This is a genomic window from Klebsiella sp. A-Nf5 (genome assembly GCF_002810545.1).
GTDB classification, from domain to species: Bacteria; Pseudomonadota; Gammaproteobacteria; order Enterobacterales; family Enterobacteriaceae; genus Klebsiella; species Klebsiella variicola.
Map to the genome: position 1 here is coordinate 201,822 of NZ_PIOG01000027.1, position 20,651 is coordinate 222,472.

Sequence of the window (20,651 nt, forward strand, 5' to 3'; positions counted from 1 at the left end):
GCAGCCGGGGCTCATGCGAACATCACTTAGCCGATGATGACGTGTTTTGCTTACCAGCACCGAGTTCGGCGCCGGTCAAAGGATCACCCTGCGGGTCAGACTGCGTTCGCTTCAGCATCGCTTTGCACAGCGCTTCCTGCTCTGGCGTCAGGCCGACAGAAGCGCTGCCATCTCCGCCATCCACGGCCGGCTGCGGATCCTTGACATAATCGAAGTGTTTGTCACTGTTCCAGCTGCCGCGTACTTCTCCACCTTCAGACATATTGTAGTAGGTGTTAGCGTACTCGCTAATGGGCGGCAGTTTGCCCGGCGGATAGTTGTTGCGAATCGACTGCAGCGCCTTCTCAAAAGAGAGCTGATGCGCCGCTTCGCGGGTCATCAGGAACGCCAGCGCGTCTTTCACGCCGGGATCGTCGGTCACGTTGATCAGGCGTTCATAGACGATCTTCGCCCTCGCCTCTGCGGCGACATTCGACCGCAGGTCGGCGGTGGGTTCACCGATAGTATCAATGTAGGCCGCCGTCCACGGCACGCCCGCCGAGTTGGTCAGCGGGGGACCGCCGCCGTACAGCAGCGAGGTAATATGGCTGTCATTGCCGTTGGCGGTGAGCGAACGATAGAGTTCCGCCTCGCTCTCGGTGCCCTCCGCCAGAGCTCCTTTGGCCCCTTTATTCAGCATGCCGACCAGGGTGCCAATGATCTCCAGATGGCTCAGCTCTTCTGTCGCGATATCCATCAGCATATCTTTGCGGCCGGGATCGTCATCGCTTAATCCCTGGGTGAAATAACGACACGCGGCGGCCAGCTCGCCCTGAGGACCGCCAAACTGTTCGAGCAGTAAATTCGCGAGCCCCGGATTGGGTTCAGCAACGCGCACGGTATACTGCAGTTGTTTCACATGACGAAACATAGGCCTGCCTCCTGGGTTATTTTTTCGCTTCTACGCCGTCAGCATCTGAACGCAGGAGAAACTGTTCCGTGGTCTGAGGAATATGTTTGATCAGCCAGTCAGCCATGGCCTGCTCTTCTGCCAGAATGGCTTCGATAGCCGGGATGGAGGCGGTATCGCCCGCTTTTTCAGCCGCCGCCAGCAGAGAGGTGTAGCAGGCGATCTCAAATTGCTCGAAGACGTACCCGCTGATCGAGCCTTTGACGATTTCATCGGAAGGAAAGATCCCGCCAATGGATTGACCAAGGGCCGCCATTTTACTCATCGAGTCTTTTATCACCGAGCGCGAAATGTCGTTGCGGTCGAGGATCTCTTCCAGCACGGTAATTTGCCGTTTGGTCTCATTAATATGCTGTTCAATTCTGGCACGGAGATCCGGATAATTATCGATACGGCCAGCCATCGATTCCAGCATGGATTCTGCCTGCTTTTCCATGGCATGCGCATCGCGTAGCCAGTCATGATAATGTTCAACGTGATTCATCGTCATTTCCTCGTGTCAGGGAGCGTTTATTTTTCCGCTTTTTTATTAATATTACCTACCGCCAAATCGGTTAATTTAACGTCGGTTTGCTTTTCTTCTTCCAGCGTTTCGGCCAGCAATTTGACCGCTTTTTTATAGCCCAGCTGTTCTGCCAGGGTGACCAGGGTACCGTAACTGGCTATTTCGTAATGCTCGACCTTTTGCGCAGCGGCAATTAGCGCAGCATCTCGTACCTCATTTTTTTCCGTGCTCTCAACAACTTCATTGGCCTCTTCGATTAATTCTTCCATGGCCACGCATTTCATGCGTTTGATTTTCAGGCCGGATTCCTGCTCAATAATCTGGTCAATACGTTCAATCTGGCCCTGGGTTTCTTCGAGATGAGCATTGAACGCCGCGCTGAGTTTTTCACTGGACGCCGCTCTGGCCAGTTTAGCCAGCCCGCGGGTTAATTGTTTCTCTGCGCTGTAGGTATCTGAGAGCAGGTGAATAAATACATCTTCAATGCTTTTCATATTCATAGAAATACCTTCTGGAGTCAGAAAATAACTGCGAGTCTATACAGACTCGCAGGAGATACTTTCACTTCAGGGTGCAAGGAAAAGGATAATCAGGAATTATCGGACTTGCGGCCACCGCCGTGACTGTTTTGTCCGCCTTTTTTACCCGCTTCGGACGCACGCTGCGGATCATTTTTAAAGTTCCCGCCGCTGTGCTGACCACCTTTACGACCTGCTTCAGAAGCTTTTTCACGGTCTTCAGCAAAATTACCGGAACCACCACGATGCTCTGCCATATTTCACCTCATGTATATTGGTTATGTCAGTACGATACGAAAATATTCCGTATCACTCGTCGTTCGATATTTAACTCTAGCGGGTAATGCTGGTTAGTCAAATTATTATTCCGTTTTCACGACGTCTTTCAGCAGTAATTAGGAATAATTCTACAACACACATTAAAAATAACCAGACGGCACATCACCGCTAACTTACTGTGTTCAGGAAAATAATACCTGCAGTCCTCACGTTATCTATACAGACGAAGTACCCCTGTTGAGGTATATAACGAAGCGGTGCAGTGAGGCTTCGTCGGCATGAAATTCAGAAGTTTTCTAAAGATGACCAATAAAAAAAGCCGCTGGGGGAGCGGCTATCAAATAAAAAATGGAGCGAATATCATGCCTGATTAAGGCTAGTCTTCTTCATCCGAATATGCAAATAACCCAACAAACCAAACGTGAAATAAGAGAAGCGTAAAATCCATTCAGCAATTTAAATATCACACGCTTCCATTATTTGTACTCTACGCTTTATTTTTACGGTGGTTTATCGGTGGCCATCGCGTCAGGTCAATATGCCTTTGCGCCTGATGCGGTCAGCCGTTCTCTCCAGGAGACTACGCTATGAAAGCACTCACTTATCATGGTCCCCATCATGTCAGCGTCGACACCATGCCCGACCCGGCCCTTGAAGCGCCGGACGATATTATACTGCGCGTCACCGCGACGGCGATTTGCGGTTCCGATCTCCATCTTTACCGCGGAAAGATCCCCGGCACGCACCACGGCGATATTTTCGGCCATGAATTTATGGGGGAAGTGGTGGAAGCGGGTTCCGAGGTCACCGCGGTCCGCAAAGGCGACCGGGTGGTTATCCCGTTTGTGATCGCCTGCGGAGACTGCTTCTTTTGTCGTCTGCAGCAGTATGCCGCCTGCGAAAGCACCAATAGCGGCCAGGGGGCGACGCTCAACCGAAAAGGCATTTCGCCACCGGCGGCCCTGTTTGGCTATAGCGATTTGTACGGCGGCATCCCGGGCGGCCAGGCAGAATATGTACGGGTCCCCAAAGCCAATACCGGACCATTTAAAGTGCCTGACACCTTACCCGATGAAAAGGTGCTGTTTCTGTCAGATATTCTGCCCACCGCCTGGCAGGCAGTAAAAAACGCCGAGATCAAACCCGGCAGCAGCGTGGCTATTTTTGGCGCCGGCCCGGTAGGCCTGCTGTGCGCCTCCTGCGCCAGGCTCAATGGCGCAGAGCAGATATTTATCATCGATCATAACGATTACCGACTCGATTTCGCGCAGCAGCGCTATGGCGCGATCCCGATAAACTTCGACACCCATGACGACCCGGCGCAGTGGATTATCGATAACACGCCGGGACATCGCGGCGTCGACGCGGTGATTGACGCCGTGGGCTTCGAGGCGAAAGGCAGCCTCACGGAAACCGTCCTCAGCAACCTGAAAATCGAGGGCAGCAGCGGAAAAGCCCTGCGCCAGTGCATCGCCGCCGTGCGCCGCGGCGGTATCGTCAGCGTGCCCGGGGTTTACGCCGGTTTCATTCATGGGTTTATGTTTGGTGATGCCTTTGATAAGGGGCTGACCTTCAGGATGGGGCAAACCCACGTCCATGCCTGGCTGCCGGACCTGCTGGTGCTAATTGAGCAAGGGCTGCTCACCCCGGAGGAGATCGTCACTCACCATATGCCGCTGGAGGAGGCCGCGCGCGGCTATCAGATCTTTGAGAAACGCGAAGAGGCATGCCGCAAAGTCATCCTTGTGCCGGGGATGCGGCCCGGGAAGGCAACGCTTTGAGGCAGAAGTTAATCCGCCCTTCTCGGCAGCCAGTCCGGGCCGTGATATAAAAACAGCATGCGTTGACCCGCCGTCGCTGATACAGCCGTTAACCACAGGAGAAGTTAATGCTCGAGTTACGCCCGAATTGCGAATGCTGTGATAAAGATCTGCCGCCAGACTCACCCGAGGCGTTTATCTGCTCGTTCGAGTGTACTTTTTGCCGGGACTGCATGACGGTGCGGCTGCACGGTCGTTGCCCAAACTGTGGCGGCGAACTGGTGCGGCGCCCTGTGCGTCCGGAAGAGGCGCTGCGGCGGCACCCCGCCTCCACCCTGCGCCGCCATGCACAGTAAAATCGGATGAACTGGCGTGGCAAACGGGAGCCATCGAGCTCCCTTTCTTCACCCTTATTTCTCTGCAGAAAAGTGCCACTCTGCGGCGGTCGATAGCGTCACAAATGGCCCGGCAAGCGTGATATTGTGATGGCCGATAATGTCAGGCGCTGACAACCGTTCGTTATCCATGGTTGAGTGCGCATCCGAGATCAGCACCGTCCGCCATCCCAGCGCCGATGCCGCACGGCAGGTCGTGTCCACGCAGAATTCGGTTTTCATCCCGGCAATAACCAGCTGTTTTACGCCGGCCTGGGCGAGCCGATGCGCAAGGTCAGTTTGCTGGAAACAGGAAGGGTACTTTTTAATAAAGACGATATCCCGCTCGCCGTTAACACCCATCTCAGGCAGCAGTTGGGTTAATGGACTTTGTGCTGAGAACGGAGAATCGTCCGGCCCGGTATGGCGGGCAAAGAAGACGGGCACCTCAGCCTGTCTCGCTTTTTCAATCAGCAGGCAAACGTTCGCCAGAAGCGCATCGGCCTGATACGGAGATACCGGGCCATGGAAAAGCCCCTGCTGCATATCGATAATTAAAAGGGCATTCTCAGATGAAATCATGATGGGTCTCCATTCAGTGTGTCACGAACGGAGAGGTCTCTCCCCGTCCACATTGGCGGGGAGTGAGGATCTGTTTGTCAGGAGCCGGTCACAGATACGCCCACACCACCGCAGGTTACGGTAGTGGTGGTGGTGACGGTGGTCGTTGGCTGAACTGACGTAAACATTATCTGACCTTCACTTATTCCTTACATATAAAACATACGCACCATTAAAACGGCTCTTTTCTTATAGCACTGAGCAGATACGGATGGCAATTTATGCGCGAACAACGCAGCCGCTTTTGCACAACAATTAACGGCTTAAGATATAAGCGCGAAGGATTTCACCTGCTGAGAGAATATGTTTCACGGTATACGCCCGCGCCTCCTGTGGATTATTTTGCTGGCAGGCCATCAGGATCTGCTGATGCTCATCCTGGAATTTCAGCGTATCCGACAGCAGTCTGTTCTGAAAAAGCTCATATCTTTCAATCTGCTCGCGCAATTCACCGATCATCTTCAGCAGGCGCTGATTATTACACTTCCGATAAAGCAGTTCATGAAACTCCCGGTTATATCTCCCCTGCTGCTCGGGTTCAGAAGCGCTACTCAGTAGCTGATGCACCAGCGCTGCCCGGGCAAGCGTTTCCGGGTCCATATTCTGTAGGCTATAAAAAATGGCTTCACCTTCCAGGAGTGCCCGCAGCTGATAAATTTCATCGACATCTGCGGCCGTCAGCGTTTTCACCACCGCGCCACGATTTCTGTAAATCTCAACCAGACCTTCGCGCTCAAGCTGCTGTATCGCTTCTCTCATTGGGATACGGCTGACCGCAAACTGGCTGGCCAGGTCCCTCTCAACGAGACGGTCGCCATCTCGCAACGCCCCCTTGTTGATTAAGGTTTTTAGCTCACCGGCAAGAATATCGGCAGTCGAACGGGAAGCGGTGTTCATTTGACTCTCTTTACATAACGCATAAATGGTATACCATTATGCCATTCACGGCGGTGTCATGACAACCTTGCGATTCCAACGGCAGCTTCGCTCAGGCAACGCAATAAAACGGGAAGATGCCTCAGCGATGAAAAGCGCATAAATCCCCCCTCCACAGAGAAAAGGCAAACCTATGCAACATGCTTATACCAGCCATATCACATGGACCGGCAATCAGGGCACGGGTACTTCGGGTTACAAGGCTTATGCCCGGACCTGGGATATCGCGGTAAAGGGAAAAAAACCCATTCATTGCTCAAATGACCCATTGCTGGGCGGCGATCCCGGCAAAATGAACCCGGAAGATCTCCTGCTCTCTTCTCTTTCAGCCTGTCACATGCTGTGGTACTTACATCTGGCCTCCGATGCCGGCATTACGGTCATGGAATATCAGGACTCGCCGGTGGCAATGGGTGAAGTGTTAAAAGGGGGCGCGGGTCGCTTTATTTCTGCCACCCTCAGGCCGAAAATCACCGTACTACCAGGTACCGATCTCGACGCCGCCACGGCCATTCATCAGCAGATCCATCACGTCTGTTTTATCGCCCGTTCGGTCAATTTCCCGGTCAGTTACCAGCCTGAATTTATTATCTTTAACGCAGAGTAACGCGTTTCTGGGACGGTAATTCGGCGCGCAGGCGCTGTGGCTGAGGGTATCCTCCTCAGGCATATTTCGCTACAGACCGAAGCATCCTGCTCGGGCCGTCAGTAGACTGAGGGGAAATTCACCACGGAGCAGACTGATGATTGCGGTACTTTTTGAGGCCGACGCCTTACCAGAAGCACAGGAAAGATATTTACAGCTTGCGGCCGGGCTGACGCCTTTGCTTTCAGACACGCCGGGGTTTATTGCCATTGAGCGCTTTCAGAGCCTGAGTACGCCCGGCAAAATCCTCTCGCTATCCTGGTGGGAAGATGAAGCATCGGTGGCCAACTGGCAGCAAAATGAGCGGCATCTGGCTGCTCAGCGCGAAGGCAAAGCATCGATTTTTTCTTACTACAGAATACGCGTTGCCCGCGTGTTCCGGGATTACGCATCGGATCGGGGAGCGCAGCCAGATGTATGACATTCACGTAATTCTCAGCAACACGCCGGGCTCACTAGGCGCAATGGGTATGGCACTGGGTAACAACGGCGTGGGCCTCGAAGGCGGTGGCGTATTCACCACGCCTGAGGCCGGACATGCGCATTTTCTGGTGGAAGACGGTGAGAAAGCCCGCAGGGTACTGATCGAGGCCGGCTTTGTCGTCAGCAGCGTATGCCATCCTCTGATCAGAAAGTTACCTCAGGAGCGACCAGGGGAACTGGGCGACATCGCAGACACCCTTGGCCGCAACGGCATTAATATTCTGGTACAGTACAGCGACCACCGTAACCGGCTCATTCTCATTACCGATGATGACACTCGGGCAGCGGAAGTGACCAAAAAATGGGCCATACTTTCTGAATGAATCGCCTGAAAACGCAGCAAGACAGTGAGCCAGAGGAGGCGCTGGAAACCTCTATGGCGATGGTAGCCTCAGCCCTCTCTGACCCGTCAAGGGTCAGTATTCTGTGCGCGCTGATGGACGGGCGCGCATGGACGGCAACCGAACTCAGTACGGTCGCCGAGGTGTCCGCCTCCACCACCAGCGGACATCTTGCCCGACTGCTCAGCAACGGGCTGGTGGTGTGTCTCGCGCAGGGGCGCCACCGCTATTACCGCCTGGCTGGCCCGCATATCGCCGCGCTGCTGGAAAACCTGATGGGCGTCTCTATGCAAGCGCATAAGACGCTTCTCCCCAGCACGCCGGTTAATCTTCGTTACGCCCGAACCTGCTACGACCACCTGGCTGGCGAACTGGCGGTGAACATTTATGAATTTATGCTGCGGGAAAAATGGCTGGCGACCGATGGACTGGCCCTGACGCCAGCCGGTAAAGCCCAGCTTGAACGCCTTGGCGCAGAGCTTAATGCCCGCCCACGGCGTAAGCCTTGCTGCCCCTGTCTTGACTGGAGCGAAAGACGTTTTCATCTGGGAGGCGATGCCGGATCGGCGCTGATGGCACTGTTTGAGCAGAAAGGATGGATAACCCGCACGCCGGGATATCGGGAAGTGCAAGTGACGGATAGCGGCAAAGCGGCGTTGTCCCGGCTGTTTAATCTGAAAGTGAGCGGATAGCCAAAGCCATTCTCGCTCCTTAGCAGAAAACGAATAATATCCCTGGCGTTTGCTCTGCCATCATGCCTGCAAAATCGATCATGCAATATCACTTAACGCGTGCAAAAAACGCAAGCCCATCGGCTCGCGTTATAGCGCGGGCAAATTACAGCAGCTTGTTATAGACGTAAAATTGAGTATCCCGTACAAAGCCATTACGCTCATACAGCGCTTGTGCTCGGGTATTATCTGTCGCGGTACTAAGCATAATAAATGCCGAATCGCTCTCCTTCGCCAGTTGCTCTGCCCGGGAGATTAACGTCTGTGCGACACCGAGCTTGCGAGCGGATTCATCAACAAACAGATCATAAAGCAACCAGATACGCTTCATCTCGAGAGAGCAAAACAAAGGATAGAGTTGCGTAAAGCCTACCGCTTTTCCATCAACCTCGGCGTAAAAAATCACGGATTCATTAAGCTGCAGGCGCTTGAGAATAAAATCTCTGGCTTGCGATGCATTTTCTTCGACCTCGTAGAAACGACGATAACCGAGATACAGAGGAAGGAGGGTATCCACATCATGTGGTTGGGCTTGATAAATTTTCATACAAAAACCTCATAACAATTACGCCTTTAATTGTATTACAAATAATCCTGTCTGTCTGCCCCTCTACAGGGATGAAGGCTTTGACTGTTGGAAATCCAGACATAAAGTTCTCGAACAGTCATGGCTTTAGTGCGTTCTTTATTGACGGAGTGGGGAAAAAAGCAGTGTGATTTTCAATCAGTTTTGGGGAGAAATTTGGGGTGAGTTTTGGAAAAGATTTTCCAGACGCCAAAAAAAACGGGAGCCCATCGGCTCCCGCTTTTGCTTAATCCACCAAGGGGATTACATGTTCGCGATGATAGCGTCGCCAAACTCTGAACATTTCAGCAGCTTAGCGCCTTCCATCAGACGTTCGAAGTCATAGGTCACGGTCTTGGCGGCGATAGCGCCTTCCATGCCTTTGACGATCAGGTCTGCGGCTTCGAACCACTGCATGTGGCGCAGCATCATCTCTGCGGACAGGATGATGGAGCCCGGGTTCACTTTGTCCTGGCCAGCATACTTCGGCGCAGTACCATGAGTCGCTTCGAACAGCGCGCACTCGTCACCGATGTTGGCGCCCGGGGCGATACCGATACCGCCAACCTGTGCCGCCAGCGCGTCAGAGATGTAGTCGCCGTTCAGGTTCATACAGGCGATAACGTCGTATTCCGCCGGACGCAGCAGGATCTGCTGCAGGAACGCATCGGCGATCACGTCTTTCACCACGATCTCTTTGCCGGTGTTCGGGTTCTTGATTTTCACCCACGGGCCGCCGTCGATCAGCTCGCCGCCGAACTCTTCGCGAGCCAGCTGGTAGCCCCAGTCTTTGAACGCGCCTTCGGTGAACTTCATGATGTTGCCTTTGTGCACCAGGGTGAGGGAATCACGATCGTTGGTGATCGCGTATTCAATCGCGGCGCGAACCAGGCGTTTGGTGCCTTCTTCAGAGCACGGCTTGATACCGATACCGCAATGTTCCGGGAAGCGAATTTTCTTCACGCCCATCTCATCGCGCAGGAATTTGATGACTTTGTCTGCTTCAGCAGAGTCGGCTTTCCACTCGATACCTGCATAGATATCTTCTGAGTTTTCACGGAAGATAACCATATCGGTCAGTTCAGGGTGCTTAACCGGGCTCGGGGTGCCCTGGTAGTAACGTACCGGACGCAGGCAGACGTAGAGGTCCAGCTCCTGGCGCAGCGCCACGTTCAGAGAACGGATGCCGCCGCCGACTGGGGTGGTCAGAGGACCTTTGATAGCAACGCGGTAGTCACGAATCAGATCGAGGGTTTCAGCTGGCAGCCAGACATCCTGGCCATAGACTTGGGTCGATTTTTCACCGGTGTAAACTTCCATCCAGGAAATTTTACGCTCGCCCTTATAGGCTTTCTCAACGGCGGCATCAACCACTTTCAGCATCGCTGGGGTAACGTCAACGCCGATACCATCACCTTCAATGAACGGGATAATCGGATTGTGAGGGACGTTCAGTTTGCCGTTTTGCAGGGTGATTTTTTGACCTTCCGCCGGAACTACTACTTTGCTTTCCATTAACCTCTCCTTCGAGCGCTTCTGGTTCTGCTCTTCCCTCTTCACGCGAGCCTGGTGTTGGCTGAGTCGGCCAGCTCCAGCGTACCGGGTTTTCCCGCTAAGCGGAGCTATCGCGTCCGTGTCGCCTTCCTGCCTGTAGTGCGAATCGGTTTGAGCAATTTTTTGTTAATAATTTGTAATGAGCATGTCAATACTACCTGAATGTTTGCGTCCATGAAAGGCATTCGTAATTAGGCTATAATGCGGCAATTGATAGAGCCTGAAAATACCATGCAGAAAACTTCATTTAGAAAACATCGCGTTGAGCGATTCAGCACACAACAAGTCACCAGACAACGTAAAGAACACCAGCCAAAAACTGTGATCTTGTTCAATAAACCCTATGATGTGTTGCCACAATTTACCGACGAAGCCGGGCGCAGCACGCTGAAAGATTTTATCCCCGTGGCGGGCGTCTACGCCGCCGGTCGTCTTGACCGCGACAGCGAAGGCCTGCTGGTGCTGACCAACGATGGCGCGCTGCAGGCGAAGCTAACCCAGCCGGGTAAACGCACCGGCAAGATTTACTACGTCCAGGTGGAAGGAGAACCCACCGCCGAGGCGCTGGCCGCGCTACGCAACGGCGTCACGCTCAATGATGGCCCCACCCTGCCTGCTGGCGTGGAAGTGGTGGAGGAGCCCGCGTGGCTGTGGCCGCGCAACCCGCCTATTCGCGAGCGCAAATCGATCCCCACCTGCTGGCTGAAAATCACCCTCTACGAGGGACGTAACCGCCAGGTGCGCCGGATGACCGCCCACGTCGGCTTCCCCACCCTGCGCCTGATCCGCTACGCCATGGGCGGCTATACGCTTGACGGGCTGGCGAATGGCGAATGGCGTAGAGCCGAATAACCGAAAAGGAAAAGCGATGTTTAAACCTCATGTTACTGTAGCCTGCGTGGTCCACGCCGAGGATAAATTCCTCATCGTCGAAGAGACTATTAACGGCAAAGCGCTGTGGAACCAGCCGGCGGGCCACCTGGAGGCCAATGAGACGCTGCTGCAGGCCGCCGAACGCGAACTGTGGGAAGAGACCGGCATTCGCGCCACGCCGCAGCACTTCATCCGCATGCACCAGTGGGTCGCTCCCGATAACACGCCATTTCTGCGCTTCCTGTTCGCCATCGAACTTAGCGATCTGTGCGCCACCGAACCGCATGACAGCGATATCGATCGCTGCCTGTGGCTCAGTGCTGAGGAAATTCTTGACGCGCCGAACCTGCGTTCACCGCTGGTTGCCGAAAGCATTCGCAGTTATCTGCAGGACCCGCGCCAGCCGCTGTCGCTGATTGGCGCATTTAACTGGCCGTTCACAGGGGGTGAATGAACGGTGAGCGCGTGCTAGAATACGCCGCCTCGAAGTTCAATGTAGCGAGTATTTCCATGTCAGAAAGCCAGAAAAAAGTGATCGTCGGCATGTCCGGCGGCGTCGACTCCTCGGTCTCCGCGTACCTGCTGTTGCAGCAAGGGTATAAGGTGGAAGGCCTGTTCATGAAGAACTGGGAGGAAGACGACGGCGAGGAATACTGCACCGCCGCCGCCGACCTTGCCGACGCGCAAGCGGTCTGCGATAAGCTGGGCATTGAACTGCACACCGTTAACTTTGCCGCCGAATATTGGGATAACGTCTTTGAGCTCTTCCTGGAAGAGTACAAAGCTGGCCGCACGCCGAACCCGGATATTCTGTGCAATAAAGAGATCAAGTTTAAAGCCTTCCTCGAGTTTGCCGCCGAAGACCTCGGCGCCGACTACATCGCCACCGGGCACTATGTGCGCCGCGCCGATGTCGACGGCAAAAGCCAGCTGCTGCGCGGCCTCGACGGTAACAAAGATCAGAGCTACTTCCTCTACACCCTTAGCCACGAGCAGATTGCCCAGAGCCTGTTCCCGGTGGGTGAGCTGGAAAAACCGCAGGTGCGTAAAATCGCCGAAGAGCTGGATCTGATCACCGCGAAGAAAAAAGATTCCACCGGCATCTGCTTTATCGGCGAGCGTAAATTCCGCGATTTCCTTGGCCGCTATCTGCCGGCGCAGCCGGGCAAAATCCTCACCGTCGACGGCGAGGAGATCGGTACCCATCAGGGGCTGATGTACCATACGCTGGGCCAGCGTAAAGGGCTGGGCATCGGCGGCACCAAAGAGGGTAGCGAAGATCCGTGGTACGTGGTGGATAAAGACGTTGAGAACAATATTCTTGTCGTCGCCCAGGGCCATGACCACCCGCGCCTGATGTCCGTCGGCCTGATTGCCCAACAGCTGCACTGGGTTGACCGTGAACCGCTGCGGGGCACCCTGCGCTGCACGGTGAAAACCCGCTATCGCCAGACCGATATCCCCTGCACCGTCACCGCGCTGGATGAAGACCGTATCGAAGTCCGCTTTGATGAGCCGGTCGCAGCGGTCACCCCGGGCCAGTCCGCGGTGTTCTATTTAGGTGAAGTATGCCTCGGCGGCGGTATTATTGAACAACGACTGCCTCTGCAGTCCTGAACGCGCGTTATTTCCGTCGGGACGAACCGCCCCGACGGCTGACAAGGAGTATGTGTGGCGAAGAATTACTATGACATCACGCTGGCGCTGGCTGGCGTTTGCCAGGCGGCACGACTGGTTCAGCAACTGGCGCATCAGGGACATTGCGACAGCGATGCCCTGCATGTGTCGCTGAACAGCATCATCGACCTCGATCCCGAGTCGACGCTGGCGGTGTTCGGTGGCAGTGAAGCCAATCTTCGCCTCGGCCTTGAAACGCTGCTCGGGGTGCTCAATACCAGCAGCCGTCAGGGCCTCAATGCTGAACTGACGCGCTATACCCTGAGCCTGATGGTGCTGGAGCGCAAGCTCGCCGCCAGTAAAGGGGCGATGGACACGCTCGGCAACCGCATCGCTGGCCTGCACCGTCAACTGGAACATTTTGACCTGCAGTCCGAAACGCTGCTCAGCGCCATGGCAGGCATCTATGTTGACGTGATAAGCCCGCTGGGGCCGCGTATTCAGGTGACCGGTTCGCCTGCCGTGCTGCAAAGCCCGCAGGTGCAGGCGAAAGTTCGTTCAGCGCTGCTGGCGGGTATTCGCGCCGCGGTGCTCTGGCATCAGGTGGGCGGCGGACGTCTGCAGCTTATGTTTTCCCGTAATCGTCTGGTTAACCAGGCAAAGCAAATTCTTGCTCATTTAACCCCGGAGTTGTGATCTATGGAATTATCCTCACTGACCGCCGTTTCCCCTGTAGACGGCCGCTACGGCGATAAAGTCAGCGCGCTGCGCGGTATCTTCAGCGAATTCGGTTTGCTGAAATTCCGCGTTCAGGTGGAAGTACGTTGGCTGCAAAAACTGGCCGCCCACGCAGCGATCAAGGAAGTTCCTGCTTTTGCTGCCGACGCAAACGGTTTCCTTGACAAAATCGTCGCCGATTTCAGCGTCGAAGACGCTGAGCGCATCAAAACCATCGAGCGCACCACCAACCACGACGTGAAAGCGGTAGAGTATTTTCTGAAAGAGAAAGTCGCTGACGTCGCCGAGCTGCACGCGGTATCAGAGTTTATTCACTTCGCCTGTACGTCTGAAGACATCAATAACCTCTCCCACGCGCTGATGCTGAAAACCGCCCGCGACGAAGTGGTTCTGCCTTACTGGCGCAAGCTGATTGACGCGGTAAAAGATCTGGCAACCCAGTACCGCGATGTGCCGCTGCTCTCCCGTACCCACGGTCAGCCGGCAACGCCGTCCACCATGGGTAAAGAGATGGCGAACGTCGCCTACCGTATGGAGCGCCAGTACCGTCAGCTGAACCAGGTGGAAATCCTCGGTAAAATCAACGGCGCGGTGGGTAACTACAACGCCCACATCGCGGCCTACCCGGAAGTCGACTGGCATCAGTTCAGCGAAGAGTTCGTCACCTCGCTGGGCATTCAGTGGAACCCGTACACCACCCAGATCGAGCCGCATGACTATATCGCTGAGCTGTTTGACTGCATCGCGCGCTTCAACACCATTCTGATCGACTTCGATCGCGATGTGTGGGGCTACATTGCGCTCAACCACTTCAAACAGAAGACCATCGCCGGAGAGATCGGCTCCTCCACCATGCCGCACAAGGTGAACCCGATTGACTTCGAAAACTCCGAAGGCAACCTCGGCCTGGCCAATGCGGTCATGCAGCACCTGGCCAGCAAACTGCCGGTTTCCCGCTGGCAGCGCGACCTGACCGACTCCACCGTCCTGCGTAACCTCGGCGTGGGCATCGGCTATGCGCTGATCGCCTATCAGTCCACCCTCAAAGGGATCAGCAAGCTGGAGCTGAACCAGGATCGCCTGCTGGACGAACTGGATCACAACTGGGAAGTACTGGCTGAGCCGATCCAGACCGTGATGCGCCGGTACGGTATCGAAAAACCGTACGAGAAGCTGAAAGAGCTGACCCGCGGCAAACGCGTTGACGCGGAAGGGATGAAGCAGTTTATTGACAGCCTCGCCCTGCCGGAAGACGAAAAAGTGCGCCTCAAAGCGATGACTCCGGCCAACTATATCGGTCGGGCAACCACCATGGTTGACGAGCTGAAGTAATCGCCTTGCCCCTCTTTCCGGCGGAAAGAGGGGCGTTTTGTCGCCGGAAAGCAATCAGATCCAGACGTCGTTCACCGCCGTCCGCTCGCCGCCCTCATGGCCGGTATTCAGCACGCCACGCGGCTCAATCAGCATGAGCTTCGCTTCCGTCTCCGCCGAGGTCTTATGTTCCACCCCGCGCGGCACGACGATCATCTCCCCGGCCTTCACCAGCACATGTCCGTCGCGGAAGTCCACGCGTAATACCCCCTCCACCACCATCAATGTCTCATCGGTTTCCGGGTGGCTGTGCCAGATGAAATCGCCGGCGATACGGACGATCTTGAACTGATAGTCGTTCATCTCAGCCACCACTTTGGGCTGCCATTGTTCGCTGAACAGGGAAAATTTCTGAGCAAGATTAACGAGTTGATACATGGGCTGTCTCCTTGTGATAAAGGCAGTCAGCATAGTTCGCCTCGCCGCGGTCACGCTTGAACGATTGTGCAACCTGCACCGCGCTAGCCGCGGATCGCCCGCAGCCAGCGGCCCGGAGAGAGACCAAAGCGGCTGATAAACTGGCGCGTCATGTGGCTCTGATCGGCAAAGCCCGCGTCGGCGGCAATATCCACCAGACGCTCCCCGGCGCGCATCCGCTGGCGGCAAAAATCGAGCCGGCGCATCATGACGTAACGCCACGGGCTAGTGCCGTACAGCGTTCTGAAATCACGACTCAGGCTCCAGCGGTCCCGGCCGCTCACCTGCGATAAGGTGTCGAGGGTCATATCCTGCATAAAACAGGCATGGATATACTCCCGGGCCCTCTCCGCCGCCTGATAGTCAAATGCCTGGCGACGGGAACGCTGCCCGCCGACCACAGCCAGGGTCTGCGCCAGGTCGTACAGAGCATCCTCTTCCTCCAGCGGCTCGAAGGTGTCCGTGACCGCTTTTAACAACGGCTGCGCGGCGCAACGCAGACGCGGATCCGCCGACAGGCCGCCGGGGATAAACGGCAATGGCCTGCCGCCGAGTATCTTCTGGATCAGCGCCGGTTCGATATAGACCATGCGGTAGTGAAACCCCGCCTCGGTGCCCGCCTCGCCGTCGTGTATTTCGTCCGGGTGAAGCACCATCGTCCCGCCGGGCAGGCTGTGCTGTTGCCCGCCACGATAGTGAAAGCTCTGCACGCCGGCAATCGTCTGGCCGATAGCATAGGTATCATGCCGGTGGGGTTCATAGCCGTGGCCGCCGAAGAAGGCTTCGATGCGTTCCGTCTGACTGGGCGACTGCGCCAGCCTGACCCAGTCCGCGCTCTGCTGCTGAGACATAATGGATAACCTGCGGCGTCATTGAGGAGTGATCCCAGCACTATTACACAAAAAATTAACATCACCAACCCGCGCACTGCCCGCGCCCTGCCGCTGGGCGTTTGCTGAAATAACGCATAGAATGAAGGAGTTCCATGCACTATGCGCAAAGGGCATCACCGAAGGCTGGCCTGCCTGGCAGTGTTATGCGCCGTTGGTATAAAAAGCTTTATTTAACAGCTGTTTATATTTTGCGTATATAATGAGCGTCAGATTACTATCAACACAGGAAGGGAGAACAGTCATGCGCGTACTCGTGGTTGAGGATAACGCCCTGCTGCGTCACCACCTCAAAGTTCAGCTGCAGGAGCTGGGCCATCAGGTCGATGCGGCGGAAGATGCCAGGGAAGCGGACTACTATCTGGGCGAACATCTCCCGGATATCGCCATCGTCGACCTCGGCCTGCCGGATGAAGACGGACTATCGCTGATCCGCCGGTGGCGCAGCCACGATGTGTCGCTGCCGGTGCTGGTGCTGACCGCCCGCGAAGGGTGGCAGGATAAAGTGGAAGTGCTGAGCGCCGGGGCGGATGATTACGTCACCAAGCCTTTCCATATTGAAGAGGTTGCCGCCCGCATGCAGGCGCTGCTGCGCCGCAACAGCGGCCTGGCCTCGCAGGTGATCTCCCTGCCGCCGTTCCAGGTCGACCTCTCCCGGCGCGAGCTGTCGGTGAACGACCAGCCGATCAAGCTGACGGCCTTTGAGTACACCATTATGGAAACCCTGATCCGCAACCGCGGCAAAGTGGTCAGCAAAGATTCCCTGATGCTCCAGCTTTACCCGGATGCCGAACTGCGTGAGAGCCATACCATCGACGTACTGATGGGCCGGCTGCGCAAGAAAATTCAGGCTGAATACCCACAGGACGTCATCACCACGGTGCGCGGCCAGGGCTATCTGTTCGAACTGCGCTGATGAAGGGATTGTTGCGACATATCTTCCCGCTGTCATTACGGGTTCGCTTCCTGCTGGCGACCGCCGGGGTCGTGCTGGTGCTGTCGCTGGCCTATGGCATGGTAGCGCTGGTGGGCTACAGCGTCAGCTTCGATAAAACCACCTTCCGCCTGCTGCGCGGCGAGAGCAATCTCTTCTATATGCTGGCGAAATGGGAGAACGGCGCTATTGACGTCGATATCCCGGAAAACCTGAATATGGAAAGCCCGACGGTGACCCTTATCTACGATGAGAAGGGTAAACTGCTGTGGGCGCAGCGCGATGTCCCCTGGCTGGCGAAACGCATTCAACCGGAATGGCTGAAGAGCAATGGTTTCCATGAGATCGAAGCCGATGTCGACAGCAGTAGCATGCTGCTGCGCAACAACCACGAGATTCAGGAACAGCTGGACGCCATCCGCGAGCAGGGCGACGATTCGGAGATGACCCACTCGGTGGCGATCAACCTCTACCCGGCCACCAGCAAAATGCCCCAGCTCAGCATTGTGGTGGTCGATACCATTCCGGTGGAGCTCAAGCGCAGCTATATGGTATGGAGCTGGTTTATCTACGTGCTGGCCGCCAACCTGCTGCTGGTGATCCCCCTGCTGTGGGTCGCCGCCTGGTGGAGCCTGCGGCCTATCGAGTCGCTGGCGAAAGAGGTGCGTGAGCTGGAGGAACACCACCGCGAAAAGCTCAATCCCAACACCACCCGCGAGCTGACCCGGCTGGTCAGCAACCTTAACCGCCTGGTTCGCAGCGAGCGTGAACGCTATGACAAATACCGCACGACCCTCACCGATCTCACCCACAGCCTGAAAACGCCGCTGGCGGTGATGCAGAGTACGCTTCGCTCGCTGCGCGGCGAGAAGATCAGCGTCGACGAGGCGGAGCCGGTGATGCTGGAGCAGATAAGCCGCATTTCGCAGCAGATTGGTTACTATTTGCATCGCGCCAGCATGCGCAGCGGCGGTACCCTGCTGAGCCGGGAACTGCACCCGATCGCCCCCCTGCTCGACAGCCTGACCTCCGCCCTCAACAAGGTCTATCAGCGTAAAGGGGTCAATATCTCGCTCGACATCTCGCCGGAGATCACTTTTGTCGGCGAGCAGAACGATTTTATGGAAGTGATGGGTAACGTTCTCGATAACGCCTGTAAGTACTGTCTGGAGTTCGTGGAAGTTTCCGTGCGCCAAACCACCGACAGCCATCTGCATATTCTGGTGGAAGACGATGGCCCGGGGATCCCGCAGAGCCAACGCCGCGCCGTCTTTGACCGCGGCCAGCGGGCAGATACGCTGCGTCCCGGCCAGGGTGTGGGGCTCTCCGTCGCCCGCGAAATCGTCGAACAATATGACGGGGAGATTATCGCCGGCGAAAGCCTGCTCGGCGGCGCCTGCATGGAGGTGGTGTTTGGCCGCCAGCTGATGGAAGATAAACAGGGTTAATCATTGAGTTTTTTAACGGCGCCTGCATCGCCGGGGCGCCGCATCCGTTATAATCCCTGTCAGACACCTGCAGTGGAATATCAATATGGATTATCAATTAACGCTTAACTGGCCCGACTTTATCGAACGCTACTGGCAAAAACGGCCGGTGGTACTGAAGCGCGGCTTCGCCAATTTTATCGACCCCCTAAGCCCGGACGAACTGGCTGGACTGGCCATGGAGAGCGAGGTCGATAGCCGCCTTGTCAGCCATCAGGATGGAAAATGGCAGGTCAGTCACGGTCCCTTCGAAAGCTACGATCACCTGAGTGAAAACAACTGGTCCCTGCTGGTGCAGGCGGTTAACCACTGGCATGAACCCTCAGCGGCGCTGATGCATCCGTTCCGCGCTCTGCCGGACTGGCGTATCGACGATCTGATGATCTCCTTCTCGGTACCCGGGGGCGGCGTCGGTCCGCATCTGGATCAGTATGATGTGTTTATCATTCAGGGCACCGGCCGTCGGCGCTGGCGCGTCGGGGAAAAGGTGCCGATGAAACAGCACTGCCCGCATCCGGACCTGCTGCAGGTTGACCCCTTCGAGGCGATCATCGATGAAGAGATGGAGCCGGGCGATATTCTTTATATTCCGCCAGGATTCCCGCATGAGGGGTATTCGCTGGAAAACTCGCTCAACTATTCGGTCGGCTATCGCGCGCCGAATGCCCGCGAGCTGTTCAGCGGCTTTGCCGACTACGTTCTCCAGCGCGAACTGGGCAGCCAGCGCTACGCCGATCCGGACGTGCCGTCGCGCGACCATCCGGCGGATATTTTACCCGTCGAACTCGACCGCCTGCGCGAGATGATGTTGGGGCTGATTAACCAACCAGAGCACTTTAAACAGTGGTTCGGCGAGTTTATCACCCAGTCGCGTCATGAGCTCGACGTCGCGCCGCCGGAGCCGCCGTATCAGCCAGATGAAATTTACGATGCCCTGCAGCAGGGCGACACGCTGGAACGCCTGGGCGGCCTGCGGGTGCTGCGCATTGACGGCGAGGTGTTCGTCAATGGTGAGAAGATCAACTCCCCGCACCGCCCGGCGCTGGACGCCTTAGCCACCCATCTGACGCTGCGCGCCGACCATTTTGGCGATGCGCTGGAAGATCCTTCTTTCCTCGCCATGCTGGCAGCGCTGGTCAACAGCGGCTACTGGTTCTTTGGCGACTGAGCCATCATCCTGCCCGGCGGCGCTGCGCTTGCCGGGCCTACGGGTTCTACAGCCACCGGCTGGACTCCAGGCCGGATAAGGCAAAGCCGCCATCCGGCATGAAGACAGGCACCCGCTCTGCTGTTCACCGCCCGGCGGCGCTGCGCTTGCCGGGCCTACGGGTTCTGCGGCCACCGGCTGGACCGTAGGCCGGATAAGGCGAAGCCGCCATCCGGCACTTTGTGGTTTCGATGACGGCAATGTCTTACCCGAGCATTATCGCCTCTCGCCTGCATCAAATTCGCCTACCTCACCCGCCCAATCCGGCGGATACCCTCCCCGGCGCACATCGCGATGAAAGGTCGAATACGGCCAATCCTGCACCCGACGGACATGACCGTGCTTAACGGGATTGATATAAACGTAATCCATATGCCGCCGGTAATCTTCTTCATTACGGATGGCATGTTCCCAGAAGCGCGGCTGCCAGATAGAGCGCTGTGCCAGCGCCCGGGTAAACGTTTTTTTAATATCCCGCCAGCGACCAGAATAATCGGTATCCCCCTCAGGCAGGGTCCAGATGCAGTGCATATGCTCTGGTAAAACCACCCAGCTATTAATCAGAAAAGGTTTTTTGCTTTTAACAAACGCTGTAGCGGCACGCAGATGATCAATATGCCGCGTCAGGAGATCGCTGTGGCGATTTTGCAGGTTAACGGTGAAGAACCAGCAGCCGCCGGGGAGATAACTGCGACGATAATCTGACATGTGAGGTTCCCTCCTCATTGCCAGCCTAAAAGCTTTTGCCCGGCGGCGCTGCGCTTGCCGGGCCTACAAACAGCACGGGTTACGTAGGCCGGATAAGGCGAAGCCGCCATCCGGCATCTTGTGCGACACGCAGAATGACCGGGCTGG

General features: G+C 56.1%; 25 protein-coding genes. 14 read left to right on the forward strand and 11 right to left on the reverse strand.

All coding sequences use genetic code 11. The features are described from left to right. Window positions 1–22 precede the first annotated feature (22 nt). The 4 genes from CWM53_RS03360 to CWM53_RS03375 form a co-directional block, all read right to left on the reverse strand. Window positions 23–910, reverse strand: coding sequence for a manganese catalase family protein (locus CWM53_RS03360; protein WP_100631739.1), 888 nt, complete (start codon window positions 908–910; stop codon window positions 23–25). A gap of 16 nt (window positions 911–926) precedes the next feature. Next, window positions 927–1,433: a ferritin-like domain-containing protein gene (locus CWM53_RS03365; protein ID WP_074386277.1), complete on the reverse strand. Its 507-nt coding sequence runs from the start codon at window positions 1,431–1,433 to the stop codon at window positions 927–929. A gap of 26 nt (window positions 1,434–1,459) precedes the next feature. Continuing rightward, entirely contained in the window at window positions 1,460–1,954 is a 495-nt protein-coding gene (locus CWM53_RS03370; protein WP_100729949.1) for a ferritin-like domain-containing protein, read from the reverse strand. Between the two features lie 89 nt (window positions 1,955–2,043). Continuing rightward, entirely contained in the window at window positions 2,044–2,229 is a 186-nt protein-coding gene (locus CWM53_RS03375) for a general stress protein (RefSeq protein ID WP_004150795.1), read from the reverse strand. A gap of 609 nt (window positions 2,230–2,838) precedes the next feature. Here CWM53_RS03375 and CWM53_RS03385 point away from each other — a divergent pair. Then, on the forward strand, window positions 2,839–4,032 hold the full coding sequence (locus CWM53_RS03385; protein ID WP_100729950.1) for a zinc-dependent alcohol dehydrogenase: 1,194 nt from the start codon (window positions 2,839–2,841) through the stop codon (window positions 4,030–4,032). Between the two features lie 107 nt (window positions 4,033–4,139). Then, window positions 4,140–4,367 carry a DUF1272 domain-containing protein gene (locus CWM53_RS03390; protein WP_100729951.1) on the forward strand — a complete coding sequence of 76 codons (228 nt, stop codon included), beginning with the start codon at window positions 4,140–4,142 and terminating at the stop codon, window positions 4,365–4,367. A gap of 54 nt (window positions 4,368–4,421) precedes the next feature. Here CWM53_RS03390 and CWM53_RS03395 read toward each other — a convergent pair whose 3' ends face one another. Next, a complete protein-coding gene (locus tag CWM53_RS03395; RefSeq protein ID WP_061155029.1) occupies window positions 4,422–4,967 on the reverse strand; it encodes a cysteine hydrolase family protein in 546 nt (181 codons plus the stop codon). 294 nt (window positions 4,968–5,261) lie between these two features. After that, entirely contained in the window at window positions 5,262–5,903 is a 642-nt protein-coding gene (locus tag CWM53_RS03400) for a GntR family transcriptional regulator (RefSeq protein WP_100729952.1), read from the reverse strand. A gap of 172 nt (window positions 5,904–6,075) precedes the next feature. Between CWM53_RS03400 and CWM53_RS03405 the strand changes: the two genes are divergently transcribed. The 4 genes from CWM53_RS03405 (at window position 6,076) to CWM53_RS03420 (ending at window position 8,104) form a co-directional block, all read left to right on the forward strand. Continuing rightward, entirely contained in the window at window positions 6,076–6,549 is a 474-nt protein-coding gene (locus CWM53_RS03405; RefSeq protein ID WP_074386282.1) for an OsmC family protein, read from the forward strand. 136 nt (window positions 6,550–6,685) lie between these two features. Beyond that, the gene (locus CWM53_RS03410) at window positions 6,686–7,009 is read left to right on the forward strand and encodes an antibiotic biosynthesis monooxygenase family protein (protein WP_012542151.1); all 324 of its coding nucleotides are present in this window, start codon (window positions 6,686–6,688) and stop codon (window positions 7,007–7,009) included. Further along, the gene (locus tag CWM53_RS03415; RefSeq protein WP_100729953.1) at window positions 7,002–7,394 is read left to right on the forward strand and encodes an amino acid-binding protein; all 393 of its coding nucleotides are present in this window, start codon (window positions 7,002–7,004) and stop codon (window positions 7,392–7,394) included. Before CWM53_RS03410 ends, CWM53_RS03415 begins: the two co-directional genes overlap by 8 nt. Continuing rightward, window positions 7,391–8,104: an ArsR/SmtB family transcription factor gene (locus tag CWM53_RS03420; RefSeq protein WP_100631741.1), complete on the forward strand. Its 714-nt coding sequence runs from the start codon at window positions 7,391–7,393 to the stop codon at window positions 8,102–8,104. The genes CWM53_RS03415 and CWM53_RS03420 overlap by 4 nt, the downstream gene beginning before the upstream one ends. Window positions 8,105–8,249: 145 nt before the next feature. Here CWM53_RS03420 and CWM53_RS03425 read toward each other — a convergent pair whose 3' ends face one another. Further along, the gene (locus CWM53_RS03425; RefSeq protein WP_008807715.1) at window positions 8,250–8,690 is read right to left on the reverse strand and encodes a GNAT family N-acetyltransferase; all 441 of its coding nucleotides are present in this window, start codon (window positions 8,688–8,690) and stop codon (window positions 8,250–8,252) included. 282 nt (window positions 8,691–8,972) lie between these two features. Continuing rightward, window positions 8,973–10,223: an NADP-dependent isocitrate dehydrogenase gene (icd, locus tag CWM53_RS03430; RefSeq protein ID WP_008806032.1), complete on the reverse strand. Its 1,251-nt coding sequence runs from the start codon at window positions 10,221–10,223 to the stop codon at window positions 8,973–8,975. 240 nt (window positions 10,224–10,463) lie between these two features. Between icd and rluE the strand changes: the two genes are divergently transcribed. From rluE to purB, 5 genes are read left to right on the forward strand one after another with little or no spacing between them, the layout of a single operon-like run. Next, a complete protein-coding gene (rluE, locus tag CWM53_RS03435; protein ID WP_032729972.1) occupies window positions 10,464–11,114 on the forward strand; it encodes a 23S rRNA pseudouridine(2457) synthase RluE in 651 nt (216 codons plus the stop codon). A gap of 16 nt (window positions 11,115–11,130) precedes the next feature. Then, window positions 11,131–11,589, forward strand: a complete 459-nt coding sequence (locus CWM53_RS03440) for an NUDIX hydrolase (protein WP_100729954.1) — start codon at window positions 11,131–11,133, stop codon at window positions 11,587–11,589. A 56-nt stretch (window positions 11,590–11,645) separates the two neighbouring features. After that, window positions 11,646–12,752 carry a tRNA 2-thiouridine(34) synthase MnmA gene (gene mnmA, locus CWM53_RS03445; protein ID WP_074386605.1) on the forward strand — a complete coding sequence of 369 codons (1,107 nt, stop codon included), beginning with the start codon at window positions 11,646–11,648 and terminating at the stop codon, window positions 12,750–12,752. A gap of 54 nt (window positions 12,753–12,806) precedes the next feature. Further along, window positions 12,807–13,448 carry a high frequency lysogenization protein HflD gene (gene hflD, locus CWM53_RS03450; protein WP_004140557.1) on the forward strand — a complete coding sequence of 214 codons (642 nt, stop codon included), beginning with the start codon at window positions 12,807–12,809 and terminating at the stop codon, window positions 13,446–13,448. 3 nt (window positions 13,449–13,451) lie between these two features. Next, window positions 13,452–14,822, forward strand: coding sequence for an adenylosuccinate lyase (purB, locus tag CWM53_RS03455; RefSeq protein ID WP_012968556.1), 1,371 nt, complete (start codon window positions 13,452–13,454; stop codon window positions 14,820–14,822). Between the two features lie 54 nt (window positions 14,823–14,876). Here purB and CWM53_RS03460 read toward each other — a convergent pair whose 3' ends face one another. Together CWM53_RS03460 and CWM53_RS03465 are read right to left on the reverse strand one after the other, a co-directional pair. Beyond that, window positions 14,877–15,239: a cupin domain-containing protein gene (locus CWM53_RS03460; protein WP_012542212.1), complete on the reverse strand. Its 363-nt coding sequence runs from the start codon at window positions 15,237–15,239 to the stop codon at window positions 14,877–14,879. An 83-nt stretch (window positions 15,240–15,322) separates the two neighbouring features. Further along, on the reverse strand, window positions 15,323–16,129 hold the full coding sequence (locus tag CWM53_RS03465; RefSeq protein WP_100729955.1) for an AraC family transcriptional regulator: 807 nt from the start codon (window positions 16,127–16,129) through the stop codon (window positions 15,323–15,325). A 283-nt stretch (window positions 16,130–16,412) separates the two neighbouring features. Between CWM53_RS03465 and phoP the strand changes: the two genes are divergently transcribed. From phoP to CWM53_RS03480, 3 genes are all read left to right on the forward strand, one after another. Next, the gene (phoP, locus tag CWM53_RS03470; RefSeq protein WP_004150807.1) at window positions 16,413–17,084 is read left to right on the forward strand and encodes a two-component system response regulator PhoP; all 672 of its coding nucleotides are present in this window, start codon (window positions 16,413–16,415) and stop codon (window positions 17,082–17,084) included. Beyond that, entirely contained in the window at window positions 17,084–18,550 is a 1,467-nt protein-coding gene (gene phoQ / locus CWM53_RS03475) for a two-component system sensor histidine kinase PhoQ (RefSeq protein ID WP_074386309.1), read from the forward strand. Before phoP ends, phoQ begins: the two co-directional genes overlap by 1 nt. 85 nt (window positions 18,551–18,635) lie before the next feature. Then, window positions 18,636–19,757, forward strand: a complete 1,122-nt coding sequence (locus CWM53_RS03480; protein ID WP_012542214.1) for a cupin domain-containing protein — start codon at window positions 18,636–18,638, stop codon at window positions 19,755–19,757. 255 nt (window positions 19,758–20,012) lie between these two features. Here the strand turns inward: CWM53_RS03480 and CWM53_RS03485 are convergent, their stop codons facing one another. Beyond that, on the reverse strand, window positions 20,013–20,504 hold the full coding sequence (locus tag CWM53_RS03485) for an REP-associated tyrosine transposase (RefSeq protein ID WP_100729956.1): 492 nt from the start codon (window positions 20,502–20,504) through the stop codon (window positions 20,013–20,015). Between the last annotated feature and the right edge of the window lie 147 nt (window positions 20,505–20,651).

Excerpts from the sequence above, each read along its gene's own strand:
- CWM53_RS03360 (WP_100631739.1), bottom strand. The coding sequence starts at position 910 with ATGTTTCGTCATGTGAAACAACTGCAGTATACCGTGCGCGTTGCTGAA.
- CWM53_RS03365 (WP_074386277.1), bottom strand. The coding sequence starts at position 1,433 with ATGAATCACGTTGAACATTATCATGACTGGCTACGCGATGCGCATGCC.
- CWM53_RS03370 (WP_100729949.1), bottom strand. The coding sequence starts at position 1,954 with ATGAATATGAAAAGCATTGAAGATGTATTTATTCACCTGCTCTCAGAT.
- CWM53_RS03375 (WP_004150795.1), bottom strand. The coding sequence starts at position 2,229 with ATGGCAGAGCATCGTGGTGGTTCCGGTAATTTTGCTGAAGACCGTGAA.
- CWM53_RS03385 (WP_100729950.1), top strand. The coding sequence starts at position 2,839 with ATGAAAGCACTCACTTATCATGGTCCCCATCATGTCAGCGTCGACACC.
- CWM53_RS03390 (WP_100729951.1), top strand. The coding sequence starts at position 4,140 with ATGCTCGAGTTACGCCCGAATTGCGAATGCTGTGATAAAGATCTGCCG.
- CWM53_RS03395 (WP_061155029.1), bottom strand. The coding sequence starts at position 4,967 with ATGATTTCATCTGAGAATGCCCTTTTAATTATCGATATGCAGCAGGGG.
- CWM53_RS03400 (WP_100729952.1), bottom strand. The coding sequence starts at position 5,903 with ATGAACACCGCTTCCCGTTCGACTGCCGATATTCTTGCCGGTGAGCTA.
- CWM53_RS03405 (WP_074386282.1), top strand. The coding sequence starts at position 6,076 with ATGCAACATGCTTATACCAGCCATATCACATGGACCGGCAATCAGGGC.
- CWM53_RS03410 (WP_012542151.1), top strand. The coding sequence starts at position 6,686 with ATGATTGCGGTACTTTTTGAGGCCGACGCCTTACCAGAAGCACAGGAA.
- CWM53_RS03415 (WP_100729953.1), top strand. The coding sequence starts at position 7,002 with ATGTATGACATTCACGTAATTCTCAGCAACACGCCGGGCTCACTAGGC.
- CWM53_RS03420 (WP_100631741.1), top strand. The coding sequence starts at position 7,391 with ATGAATCGCCTGAAAACGCAGCAAGACAGTGAGCCAGAGGAGGCGCTG.
- CWM53_RS03425 (WP_008807715.1), bottom strand. The coding sequence starts at position 8,690 with ATGAAAATTTATCAAGCCCAACCACATGATGTGGATACCCTCCTTCCT.
- icd (WP_008806032.1), bottom strand. The coding sequence starts at position 10,223 with ATGGAAAGCAAAGTAGTAGTTCCGGCGGAAGGTCAAAAAATCACCCTG.
- rluE (WP_032729972.1), top strand. The coding sequence starts at position 10,464 with ATGCGGCAATTGATAGAGCCTGAAAATACCATGCAGAAAACTTCATTT.
- CWM53_RS03440 (WP_100729954.1), top strand. The coding sequence starts at position 11,131 with ATGTTTAAACCTCATGTTACTGTAGCCTGCGTGGTCCACGCCGAGGAT.
- mnmA (WP_074386605.1), top strand. The coding sequence starts at position 11,646 with ATGTCAGAAAGCCAGAAAAAAGTGATCGTCGGCATGTCCGGCGGCGTC.
- purB (WP_012968556.1), top strand. The coding sequence starts at position 13,452 with ATGGAATTATCCTCACTGACCGCCGTTTCCCCTGTAGACGGCCGCTAC.
- CWM53_RS03460 (WP_012542212.1), bottom strand. The coding sequence starts at position 15,239 with ATGTATCAACTCGTTAATCTTGCTCAGAAATTTTCCCTGTTCAGCGAA.
- CWM53_RS03465 (WP_100729955.1), bottom strand. The coding sequence starts at position 16,129 with ATGTCTCAGCAGCAGAGCGCGGACTGGGTCAGGCTGGCGCAGTCGCCC.
- phoP (WP_004150807.1), top strand. The coding sequence starts at position 16,413 with ATGCGCGTACTCGTGGTTGAGGATAACGCCCTGCTGCGTCACCACCTC.
- phoQ (WP_074386309.1), top strand. The coding sequence starts at position 17,084 with ATGAAGGGATTGTTGCGACATATCTTCCCGCTGTCATTACGGGTTCGC.
- CWM53_RS03480 (WP_012542214.1), top strand. The coding sequence starts at position 18,636 with ATGGATTATCAATTAACGCTTAACTGGCCCGACTTTATCGAACGCTAC.
- CWM53_RS03485 (WP_100729956.1), bottom strand. The coding sequence starts at position 20,504 with ATGTCAGATTATCGTCGCAGTTATCTCCCCGGCGGCTGCTGGTTCTTC.